Raw genomic sequence first — 793 nt, forward strand, 5'->3', positions numbered from 1 at the left:
AGCTTTTCCAAGCCGCTCCGAATGGTGCCCAGGGAGATCCTGAGACAGCCGAACGTGGCCACGAAACAAAGGAGGACTTGGAAAAGTTTGATGAGCAGCCGGGCGAAAAGCCGAAGGTGAAGGCGGCGGACGCATCGCTCACCTGGCGCAGGTTCCCAGCAGGATCTGGCACGCTCGGCATTCCCCGATCGGAGATGCCACAAATCGCCAGCGGCAATCGCGGTGCCCTGGTTGGATTTTTGCGAGCTCGCGGGATCGAAAGCACATCGGAAGAAGTCGAAGCCGATTCGCTAAAAGCAACTCAAGCCGAGTATGCTCCCGAAAAAGTCGACGCAGCGTCGAACTACAGCGGCGGAAATCGTGCTATCCTCATCTCCCAGGACAATCACGTCGTCGACGGCCATCACCAGTGGCTTGCCGCGCTGAAGCAGGAAAAGCCGATCAAGGTGATTCGCCTGCAGGCCCCGATCACACGCATCCTGATGATTGTGCACCGGATGCCGAGCACCCGCGTTGCGGCCAGCATTCGCGAGGATTACGCCGACAGCCAGCCTTCGACCGTTGATCGCCTGGCCGAAAACGTCCTGAAGAATCTAACCGGAGTTTCCCGCGAATGGCTTTCGCCGGTTCGCCCAGCCTTTGAACGATTGGACACACTGGCGAGGTCCAATGAGGTGACCGATCAGGAATTTGTCGCAGCTCTGGAAAAGGCCCACCGTGAAATGCCGGAGCTGTCCGGTCAGTTCAACACGCCAGTTCTTCAGACCGCTCTTGAAAAAGCCATTTCCTCCGG

1 protein-coding gene is annotated in these 793 nt (G+C 58.3%); it reads left to right on the forward strand.

All coding sequences use genetic code 11. The features are described 5' to 3' along the window. Window positions 1-793, forward strand: a 793-nt coding sequence (locus JIN85_RS20655) for a hypothetical protein (RefSeq protein WP_200274416.1), incomplete at both ends; no start/stop codon positions are given.

This window comes from Luteolibacter pohnpeiensis (assembly GCF_016595435.1).
GTDB lineage: Bacteria > Verrucomicrobiota > Verrucomicrobiia > Verrucomicrobiales > Akkermansiaceae > Luteolibacter > Luteolibacter pohnpeiensis.